The sequence below is a fragment of the Flavobacteriaceae bacterium genome (genome assembly GCA_003443635.1).
In the GTDB taxonomy this organism is placed as follows: domain Bacteria; phylum Bacteroidota; class Bacteroidia; order Flavobacteriales; family Flavobacteriaceae; genus AU392.
Genome location: CP031964.1, coordinates 545,937 through 557,546, shown reverse-complemented (window position 1 = coordinate 557,546; position 11,610 = coordinate 545,937). Strand labels below are relative to the sequence as shown.

Below are 11,610 nucleotides of genomic sequence, written 5' to 3'. Positions count from 1 at the left end.
TATGAGTATTACTAGACATAATTGGACCACAGAAGAGATATTAAATATTTATAACAAACCCTTAATGGAATTGTTATATGAAGCTGCAACCATACATCGTGAATATCACGATCCTAACACAGTCCAGGTTTCTACTTTACTATCTATTAAAACTGGTGGATGTCCTGAAGATTGTGGATATTGCCCACAAGCAGCACGTTATCATACTAATGTTGAAGGCAATGATTTAATGACTGTGCCTCATGTAAAAGCTCAAGCTTTACGTGCAAAAGCTTCTGGGAGTTCTCGTGTATGCATGGGTGCAGCTTGGCGCAATGTAAAAGATGGTGAAGAGTTTGATCAAGTTCTAGAAATGGTACGTACCATTAATAAATTAGATATGGAAGTATGTTGTACGCTAGGGATGATTACTGAAAATCAAGCACAACGTTTAGCTGAAGCTGGGTTATATGCATACAATCATAACTTAGATTCATCAGAAGAATATTACAAAGAAGTAATTTCTACTCGTGGCTATGAAGATCGTCTAGAGACTATTGACAATGTTAGAAAAACTAATGTTACTGTTTGTTCTGGTGGAATTATAGGTATGGGAGAAAAAATAGAAGATAGAGCAGGAATGTTGGTTGCCTTATCTACTTTAAACCCACAGCCAGAATCTGTTCCAATTAATGCTTTAGTTGCTGTTGAAGGTACTCCATTAGAAGATCAGAAACCTGTATCTATATGGGATATGATTAGAATGGTAGCCACTACACGTATTATAATGCCAGAGACACAAGTACGCTTAAGTGCTGGTCGTACAGAAATGAGTCGTGAAGGACAAGCAATGTGTTTCTTTGCAGGAGCTAATTCTATTTTTGCAGGCGATAAATTATTAACTACTCCTAATCCTGATGTTAATGAGGACATGGAAATGTTTAAATTGCTAGGATTAAATCCTCAAAAACCTTTTATTAAAAAAATGCAGCCAGAAACTGTTGAAGCATCAGAATCTAAATTGCAAGCGTTGGGAGAAAAACCAAAATGGTCAAGACCTGAGCATAAAATTGAGCGAAACGAAATGGCCAAAGAGAATTCTAAAGCCGTAAAATAACTCTATAGGCTTAGTTTATTTTTTGAAATTCATTAAGGTTTTATTATTTTAGTTTTACTAAATTTATACGATTGGAATTAAATCTTCAGAAAGTACCTCGAGTAAAAACTATTACTAAAGAGGAGTTTATTAAAAATTATTTTAAACCACAGAAACCTGTGGTTATTACTAATCTTATAGAGGATTGGCCTGCTTATAATAAATGGAATTTAGATTATATAAAGCAAGTTGCTGGTGATAAAACTGTACCACTTTATGATGATAGACCAGTTGATGCCAATGCAAAATTTAATGCTGCTCATGCCGAAATGAAAATGAGTGATTATATAGATTTATTAAAACGTGAGCCCACAAAATTTAGAATTTTCCTTTGGAACATATTAAAAGAAGTTCCTCAACTTCAAAATGATTTTTCATATCCAAATTTAGGTTTTCGATTACTAAAAAAGTTACCTATGCTTTTCTTTGGTGGACAAGACTCATATACATTTATGCATTACGATATTGATTTAGCTAATATCTTTCACTTTCATTTTGAAGGAAAAAAAGAATGTATATTGTTTGATCAAAAACAGAATAAATTTTTATATAAAATTCCAAATTCATTAATTACTAGAGAAGATATTGATTTTTCTAATCCAGATTTCAAAAAATGGCCTGCATTAAAATACGCCAAAGGACATATAGCTGAATTAAATCATGGAGAAGTGTTATATATGCCTGAAGGATATTGGCATTATATAAAATATATTACTCCTGGATTTTCTATGAGTTTACGTGCTATTCCTAGAAATCCTAAAAACTTCCTTAAGGCTGTTCATAATATTGTTTTTATGCGAACTTTTGACAATATCATGCGTCGCTTAAAAGGTCAAAAATGGTTGGATTGGAAAAATGAAAAAGCAATTGCTAAAACACATAAAAAAGCCAACATCACTTTATAAGTTGGTTTACTTTCTCATAAACCAAATGTGACTCCCAACCACGATACAATAAATAATCCGCTAGCTTTTTTCGTTTTTTATATATATTAGATCCTTTAATACTTTTTGCTTTTTTTTCAGCTAATTCATTAAACATTTCAATATAACTACTATCATCAATTTCTTTAAAAGCAAGAGCAATATTAATTTTACTTATATCTCTTTTTTTTAGTTCTAAGGTTAATCTCTGTTTTCCCCATTTTTTAATATTAAATTTTCCACGCACAAATGTTCTTGCAAAACGTTCTTCATTAAGAAAATTATGTTCTAAAAGATGTCCAATAATTACATCAATAGCTTCAGGGATCATTTGCATATCTCTCAGTTTATGTATTACTTCTTGATGAGAACGTTCTTGATATGCACAATAACTTTCCAGCTTCTTTTTGGCTTCATCTAAAGTAAATGTCTTCTTAATATTCATTAATTTAGCATAAATTATTTTTTAATATATTTGCAGCGTTTTATATATTCTAATTCCCTACTATTTAGGATAATAATAAAGTGTTTAATTTAAAAGAATTTAATTTATTAGTATAGTTTATTGCTTTATAAATTGTTTAATGCGCGAACAAATTTATGACAAAAATTATTGTATTATTTTTACTAGTACTTGCCCTAAAAATCACCCCAAGTCATAGTCAAACTACCCTAACCGCAGGAGATATAGCCATAACTGGTTATAATACAGATGGAGACGATCAAGTTGCATTCGTTTTATTAACAGATATTACAGTTGGTACCGAAATACGATTTACAGATAGAGGTTGGTTAGATACTAATGCTTTTAGAATTGGAAATACTGGTAGAGAAGGAACTCTAATATGGGTTGCAGATACAGATCTTTCTTGTGGTTCTCAAATAATACTCACATCTGCAAACGATGGCACTCTTACAATCTCACCAAATATAGGATCACTTACAGAAGTAGATGACTTTGAAATAAGAGGTCAAGGTGATCAAATTTTGGCCTATCAAGGTACAGATGACTCTCCAACATTTATTTATGCTCTAAATTTTAATAACCCGGGATGGAGTACAACTGCAGGAAATCAACAAGAATCAGCTTTACCTATTGGGTTAACAGATGGCGTAAATTCAGTTGATATTAGTGGGGATATAGATAACGGTACATATAATTGTGCTGTGACTACCTTACCAGATGCCATTTTAGCTTCAGTTTCTGATGCTGCAAACTGGAATACTTCTGACGGGGATGGAAATCAATCTTTAACATTAGGGCAATGTTTATTTAGTTGTACTTCTATCATACAAACTGTATTAACAGCAGGAGATATAGTTATAACTGGCTACAATACAGACGGTAATGATCAAGTTGCTTTTGTTTTACTTACAGATATTACTGCTGGTACCGAAATACGTTTTACAGATAGAGGTTGGTTAGACACTGATGCCTTTAGAGTTGGAAATACCGATAGAGAAGGAACTTTAATATGGACTGCTAACACAGATTTATCTTGCGGCACTCAAATAATACTTACATCTGCAAATAATGGTACACTTACCATTTCTCCTAATACTGGGATACTTACTGAGGAAGATGATTTTGAAATAAGAGGTCAAGGTGATCAAATTTTAGCTTATCAAGGAACTGATGATTCGCCAACATTTATTTATGCTCTTAATTTTAATAATCCTGGATGGAGTGTAACCGCAGGAAACCAACAAGAATCGGCATTACCTATTGGATTAGCAGATGGTGTAAATTCTGTTGATATTAGCGGAGATATAGATAATGGTGCTTATGATTGTGCTGTTACAACATCACCAGAACTTATTCTAACTGCTGTTTCTGATGCTACTAATTGGGATACCTCAGATGGTGGAGGAAACCAATCTTTAACATTAGGATTATGCACATTCGATTGTTCTGTTATTTGCCCAACTACAACTACATGGAATGGCACAACTTGGGATAATGGAATTCCCAATACTACTGTAGCTGCAATTATTAATGGTGCATATACCACTGGTGTTAATGGTAATATTTCTGCCTGTAGCTTAGCTGTAAATAGTGGTTTTAGATTAAGCATTAGTAATTCAACTTTTATAGAAATTGAAAGTGATGTAGTAATAAATGGAGAAATTATTGTTGAATCTAGTGGTAATTTCGTGCAGAATATTGACAGCTCAACATATACTAATAATGGAGCAATGTCTCGTGTTAATAAAGTAACTCCTGTAAAACAAGATTGGTTCTTTTTTACTTATTGGAGCTCTCCAGTTTCTGGATTAACGGTTGATGATGTTTTTGCAACTAATCCAGCAAATAGAAGGTTTATATTTAACGCTAATAATTATCTAGATCTTAACGAAGATGGGTTTGATGATGATGCTAACGCATATGAATTAGTTAGTGGTTCTGACCCCTTAATCCCAGGTGTTGGATATGCAATTACAGAAAATCAGCAGTTTTTTATTCCTGGGAGTACAGCTCAAGCTACTTTTGATGGTACATTTAATAATGGTTTAATAGAAGTACCTATTGCTTATGATTCTGCAAATGTAGCACACTATAATTTTATAGGTAATCCATATCCTTCTGCAATAGATTTTGAAATTTTTCAAGCAACCAATTCAAGTTTAATAGGAGGTATAGCTTATTTATGGTCTCAATCTACACCTCCATCTGCTAATAACCCTGGAAATCAAACTGTAAACTTTAGTCAAAATGATTATGCTACTTATACTATAGGTAGTGGTGGTGCAGCTGGCGCAAGTGGTATAATTCCTACTCAATATATTCCATCTGGACAAGGATTTTTTATTCCTAGTGTTGGTGCTGGAAACGCAGTTTTTAAGAACTCTATGCGAGTTGCTTCTATTGACAGTAACAACCAATTTTTTGGAACTGAAGAAAACAGTTTGACTTTAAATAGTAATCCAACTGTTAATTCGAATGATTTATTAATTGATAATGAAAATAAAATATGGATTAACTTAAAATCTGATAATGGTATCTTTAATCAAATCTTAGTTGCTTATGTAGGCGGAGCTACAGACGCGTATGATGGTTTTTCTTATGATGCTCCTAGAGTTCTTCCAATAGGTACTTCTGCAATATTATATACTTTTATAGAAGATGATGAAGATGATATTAAATTTGTAATACAGGGTAAAGATATAAACAGTATTAATGAAAATGAGATAATTCATTTAGGTTTCGAAACTAATATTGAAGTTCCAACATTATATACTTTATCTCTAGATCAATTTGAAGGTGCTTTTATAGAAAATAGTACCATATTTTTAAAAGATAATTTATTAGATGTAATGCATAATTTATCTGAAGGTGATTATGAGTTCACTTCTGAGGTTGGCACATTTGAAGAGCGTTTTCAAATTCAATTTGTATCAGAAACGTTATCTATAGATGAAAATCTAGTTATTGAAAATGAGTTAGTCATTATTGAACTCAATAATAATGATGTACAATTTAAAGTTTCAGGTAATTTAGAAATGGAATCTATTAAAATTATTGATTTAAATGGGCGCGTTTTATACAATTTCAAGGCTCAAGGTTCTGATAATACATATAACTTATCTAAACTTAATAATTCTGTTTACATCGCACAAATAAGGTTAACTAACGGAGTTCTTATTTCTAAAAAAGCATTAAAAAGAAATTAATTTCTTTAAATGCCTGATTTACATTAATTTTACATATCTCTTTTTTGCTTTAAAAAGTGATTGATATTTAGCCCCTAATTTCTCTATTATAGAACTTACCTCTTAAAATGTGTTGGCAAAACGCTCTTAGTTAAGAAGCTTGTGTTCAAAAAATAATCTTTAATCATATTAGTTCTAAACTCTTATTTCTTTGTTTTTAAAGCTCTAATTACCATAAGTATATGTTTTTTGTGCATTCATCGAATTTAATATAAAGTTCTAAAGCTACTTATTAAGTTTACAATAAATTAACCAACAGTGCCCTAAATAGCTGATTATGAAAAAAATAATTACTCTTATTATATTTATATTAACGTTCTATGTTAACTATGGACAAATTGTTTCTTTTGATTTTCAAGGAAATATAGGAGATGAAGTTACCGCTAATTCAAATTTTAATGACCTAACTTTAGGAGTTTCTACAATAAGTAGAGGTAGTGGTTTAATTGCTAATAATAACAATAACAGTTTTAATTCTCAAGGTTGGTCTACAATAGATATTGCAGATGCTGTTACTGGAAATGATTATTTAGAATTTACAATATCAGCACCTATTGCTGGTTTCCAATTTGACATAGCTAGTATTAATTTTGATATTCAACGATCAGCAACAGGGTTAAGAGGGGTAGCATTGAGAAGTTCTTTAGATGGATTTGCTACGAATATTGATTCTGAAATGGCAATAGCTGACATAGGAGGAACTCAAAATATATCATTTAATGTTTCTCAATTGAATAATACTACTGCTATAACTTATAGATTATATGGTTTTTCTGAAGCTTCTGGCGGTGGTGGTAGAATAGAAGGCCCAGGTAATAATATTGAAGTTTTCGGACTTATTAAATCTGATCCTCCTATTCTTTGTAGAGTGTCAGATGATTTTAATGCTTTAACTTTAGGATCTGAATGGACAGAGGTTGGAGGAAATTCTTCTATTGTAAACAACGAATTAACTATTGTATCTGCTGGCGCTAGTGGTCTTGATTATGTTTTCCAAAATGTATCTAGTGCTTATAACACAAATTTAGGGTCATCTAGTGATATTGTAACTTGGGAATTTAATATGCGAAAAAATGTTGGTAATCCTAGTGGTTTTAATTCTGGACAAACGGGGGGAGCTTTTATTTTAGGGTCTACAGATTCTGATATTACTCAAGGAAATGGGTATGCAGTGGTATTAGGGGGGCCTGGAGCAAATGATGAAATACGACTTGTTAGTTATACAGGAGGTATAGATGCTAATTCAAATCTTACAGATGTTATTGCTGCTGGCACCGATTTTGAAAATTCACATGTAAGCATTCGTGTGGTTTATAGTCCACTTACTAACATTTGGGAGTTATTTGTTAGAGATGACGGTGACTCTTTTAACAACCCTGTAAGTATTGATGCTAGTAGTTCACGAGGGACGGCTGTAAACACAACACATACAAATTTAAATTTAGATTTTATAGCATTCGCTTGGAATCATGGTGCTCAAAATACTGCTACAGTTAACTACAATAACCTCTGTATATCTACTGCTTTTACTTGTGCTACTACAACTACTTGGGATGGCACTAATTGGGACAATGGAGTACCAACACTTACATCTACAGCTATTATTGATGCTAATTATAATACAATAACCAATGGTAATTTTACCGCATGTAGTTTAATTGTAAATACTGGTGCAACATTAGATATTGCAAACCCTCCATTTCCTCAACCTATAACACCTATAGCTTCTTATGTAGAGGTTGAAAATGATATTACTGTAAATACTGGAGGTACACTCACAGTTCAAACTAGAGGTAATTTAGTGCAAATAGATGATGCTTCAATTTTTACTAATAACGGAACTTCTCAGGTATTAAAAGTTACACCAGTAAAATTAGATTGGTTTTACTATACATATTGGAGTGCTCCTGTTTCTGGATTAACAGTTGACGATATATATCCTGTATTAACTCGAAGGTTCAGATTTGGTTGGGATGCTGCTAATTATCGAGACGTAATTATTAATGCTACCGGTGCTGCAGGAGCTGATGGAATTGATGACGATAATAATGCATTTCGAGCTTTAGCTGGCACAGATGATTTAATTCCAGGTATTGGTTATGCAATTACTGAAGATGAAAATGGAACTCCTCCATTTCCTAGAACAACACAATTTACGTTTCAAGGTCCATTTAATAATGGCCCTATAAATGTTTCTATTTTTAATGATGCCGCAACTGTTGACCCTTTAAATAATGGAGCACATTATCATTTTTTAGGTAATCCTTACCCATCTGCTATAAGCTTTGATGATTTCCAAACCGCTAATGCATCAACAATAGGTCCTTTAGTGTATTATTGGTCTCAAGCCACTCTTCCAGATTCAGCTAACCCTGGGAATCAAGGAATTAATTTTAATCAAAATGATTATGCCATTTATATGATAAGTATGGGAACTGGTATTGCTGGTGCCAGTGGTGTTATTCCTAACGAATTTATTCCATCAGGTCAAGGCTTTTTTGTACCTAGTGTTGGTCAAGGCACTGCAATTTTTAATAATTCAATGAGAGCTACTGCTGTAACTCCAGAGAGTAACGATATCTTTTTTGGCATTGAGCAACAAAGTATTAATTTAACAACAAGTACAAGTACATCTAATGAAACAAGTTCCAGCGACCGTGACTTATTATGGTTAGATTTAACCTCTAATAATGGTGTGTTTAATCAAATTTTAATTGGCTATGTAGATGGTGCTACAGATGCTAATGATGGATTAGCATATGATGCAACTAGAATACTTCCTTCTGAATTAACTAGTATTTTATACACTTTTGTTGAGGGAGAGGATACAAAACTTGCAATTCAAGGGAAAGACCCTAGTGGGCTAGATGAAACAGAGATTATTGCATTAGGATTTGACACCAATATTTCTGCTGAAAACAATACAACTTATTCATTATCTATAGCACAATTTGAAGGATCATTCTTCGAAAATACTACTATATTTTTAAGAGATAATTTATTAGATATTACTCATGATTTGTCTGCTTCAGAATATGATTTCACTTCTGAAATCGGAGTCTTTAAAGATCGCTTTGAAATTCAATTTATTTCCAGTACTTTATCTTCTGAAGATGATATACTTCTTGAAGAAAATAATTCATTAGCAATCATTGAACTTGATAATGGTGATGTACAATTTAGAGTTTCTGATAATCTAGAAATGGAATCTGTTAGAATTATTGATTTAACAGGGCGTACTTTATATGATTTTGATGCTAATGGGAACAATACTATATTCAGCTTATCTAATTTAAATCGTTCTATTTATATTGCTCAAGTAAAACTAACTAATGGCATAGTCTTAACTAAAAAAGCACTAAAAACTAATTAATTAAATTTTTCAATAATTAGAATTAAAAACCATTCATATTAAAAAATATGAGTGGTTTTTTATAATTTATATCGTAAAGCCAGAATAGCATTTAATCCCGGCGCAGAAATACCGGACGAATATTGTCTATACAATTGATTAGTGATATTTTCTATCGTTCCTGTTAAAGATAATTGATCACTTATTTGATATTGTGACCTTAAATTTAAGGTATACCAAGATGGTGCAAATGGGTTTCCATTTTCATCTTTTGCAAAAAGAAAATCATTTGCGACTTGAGAAGGAGCTAGTTCATCAAAGGAGAGTGTTGCATTATATTCTAAATAAGCATCAAGTTTAATTTTATTTTTCTCCCAAATTAAATGTGTATTACCAAAATCTGGAGCAACATGTCTTACAGGTTCTCTAACACCACTAGCGTCTTCTTCATTCCCTCTTATGATATTATACTGAGATGTTAAATTCAAATTTTTAGATAAATGAATTTTAATTCCTGCTTCAAATCCATAAATATTAGATCTAGATGCATTTTGAATTGCTTGTACATTACTCAATTCTCCATCAAATAAAATTTGAGTTTCTCCATTAAGGTTAAAATCTCTCCTTATTAAAGCATCATCTAGATAGGTATAATATGAAGATAAATCTAATATAACTCTACCATCGAAATTTAGGGTTAATCCTAATTCTCCACTATAGGCATATTCTGATTTTAAATCTGCATTAGGAACTACTACAGAACCCGCTTCAGAATCAAAAATTCTACCAATATCATCTATATTTGGAGCTCTAAATGCAGTTGAAGCATTAAGTTTCCAATGAAATATATTATTAGGAGACCAGCTTATTCCAACTCCTCCTGTTAATGCTCCTGTGTTAAGGTTAGCATCTTCAAAGGGGAAATTAAAGAAATCGTTATTTCCAGATAAATCAGCATCAATAAATATATGATTATATCGTAATCCAGATTGAAACGTTAATTTTGTATTAGGCTTATATTTATAATTAATATATGTCGCAAAGGATTCCCAACTAGAACCATCAGGATATCGTGTTGCAATTGCACTCGTTACGTCTGTAAAAATATTTAGTTGTCTAGCTTCAGAATTAACTAAATTATAAACGTATTCTGCACCATATGATAGTTTAGAGCGGTTAGAAACCGTTTTTTCAAAATCTATGTTAGCAGATAAAGCATCTACATTTTCTTCTCTTATGCGCCTGTTAGTAGCATTAAAGTTTCTATCATTTCTACTCTCTTGAAAATTTTGATATGCACTAGTAAATTTTATTTTATCATATAAATTGGAACTACTACTTAGTTTTGTAACTTGAAAATTTGCAGAAAACCAACGCTGTGGTCCAAAAAACCACTCTGCTGATCTTAATTGGCCATCACTGTTGCGCCTTATAAGTCTATCATATCTATCATAGTCTGAAGTGGTAGTGTAATGCAATCCTAAATCGAAACTTAAACGGTCACTTGCTTTATAGTGAACTTTCTGCAAAAAATTAATCTGATCGTACCCTGAAGATATTTGATCTCTAGGACTGTCATTAGTAACAATAACATCTTGATTATTTATCCTTTGCACAAAATCTGGTCTTAAAAAATCATCTGGTCCATTTCCACCCGCTCTTAAATCATCAAAATTTGTATAACTAACACTAGTTAAAAATGCCCACTTTTTATATCCTAAATTAAAATCTAAATGCCCAGTATTCTCATTGGAAGCACTTGCATATCTAATTGCTGCATTACCATTAAAAGAAAAATTATCAATTTCAGATAATTTAGGCTTTAACGAATAAAAATTAATGACGCCTCCAATAGCATCACTACCATAAATGACTGCTCCTGGGCCAAGCGTAACTTCCGAGTTTTGAACAGAAAAAGGGTCTATAGATATTACATTTTGCACATTTCCTCCTCTAAAAATAGCATTGTTAAATCGTACACCATCTACTATTAATGACAACCTGTTTGTAGAAAATCCCCTGATGATAGGACTTCCTCCACCTAATTGACTTTTTTGAATAAATACATAACCACTACTTTTTAATAAATCTGCACTAGTCTGTGGATTAGTTAAAGCAACAGTCTCACTTTTTATATTTGTTATTTTTTGAGCAATCTCTTTTTTATTTTGTTCGAACTTTGATGTAGAAACCACTATTTCTTCTAGATCTTGAGATTTAGATTTCAAGAAAATTTCTTTACCAATTTTAGATTTTGTATAAACTGTTTTTATATATGAAATGTGTTGGAAAAATAATTTCTCATTTTCTAAAAAAAGATCAAGACATACTACACCGTCAACATCTGATGTTGCAGATTTAGATTTAGAGCTATTATATACAGCAACTCCTGCTATTGGTTCTTTAGAGGATTGATCAAATACAGTTATGTTTTGCGCCTTAATAGCAAACGAAAATAAGCATAAAAAGAAAAGAAAAATATATTTCAT

The 11,610-nt window shown here is 31.8% G+C and carries 6 protein-coding genes; 4 read left to right on the top strand and 2 right to left on the bottom strand.

Annotated elements, in window-relative coordinates:
- Nucleotide 1 precedes the first annotated feature (1 nt).
- On the top strand, nucleotides 2-1,096 hold the full coding sequence (gene bioB, locus D1817_02455) for a biotin synthase BioB (protein AXT18768.1): 1,095 nt from the start codon (nucleotides 2-4) through the stop codon (nucleotides 1,094-1,096).
- Between the two features lie 71 nt (nucleotides 1,097-1,167).
- Nucleotides 1,168-2,040 carry a cupin-like domain-containing protein gene (locus D1817_02450; GenBank protein ID AXT18767.1) on the top strand — a complete coding sequence of 291 codons (873 nt, stop codon included), beginning with the start codon at nucleotides 1,168-1,170 and terminating at the stop codon, nucleotides 2,038-2,040.
- On the opposite strand, the gene D1817_02445 is transcribed toward D1817_02450, so the two are convergent.
- The gene (locus tag D1817_02445; protein AXT18766.1) at nucleotides 2,030-2,503 is read right to left on the bottom strand and encodes a RecX family transcriptional regulator; all 474 of its coding nucleotides are present in this window, start codon (nucleotides 2,501-2,503) and stop codon (nucleotides 2,030-2,032) included. The genes D1817_02450 and D1817_02445 overlap by 11 nt on opposite strands.
- Before the next feature lie 155 nt (nucleotides 2,504-2,658).
- Here D1817_02445 and D1817_02440 point away from each other — a divergent pair, with 155 nt between their 5' ends.
- Together D1817_02440 and D1817_02435 are read left to right on the top strand one after the other, a co-directional pair.
- The gene (locus tag D1817_02440) at nucleotides 2,659-5,730 is read left to right on the top strand and encodes a T9SS C-terminal target domain-containing protein (GenBank protein ID AXT18765.1); all 3,072 of its coding nucleotides are present in this window, start codon (nucleotides 2,659-2,661) and stop codon (nucleotides 5,728-5,730) included.
- A gap of 316 nt (nucleotides 5,731-6,046) precedes the next feature.
- Nucleotides 6,047-9,142: a T9SS C-terminal target domain-containing protein gene (locus D1817_02435; GenBank protein ID AXT18764.1), complete on the top strand. Its 3,096-nt coding sequence runs from the start codon at nucleotides 6,047-6,049 to the stop codon at nucleotides 9,140-9,142.
- Between the two features lie 59 nt (nucleotides 9,143-9,201).
- Here D1817_02435 and D1817_02430 read toward each other — a convergent pair whose 3' ends face one another.
- Nucleotides 9,202-11,610, bottom strand: coding sequence for a TonB-dependent receptor (locus D1817_02430; GenBank protein ID AXT18763.1), 2,409 nt, complete (start codon nucleotides 11,608-11,610; stop codon nucleotides 9,202-9,204).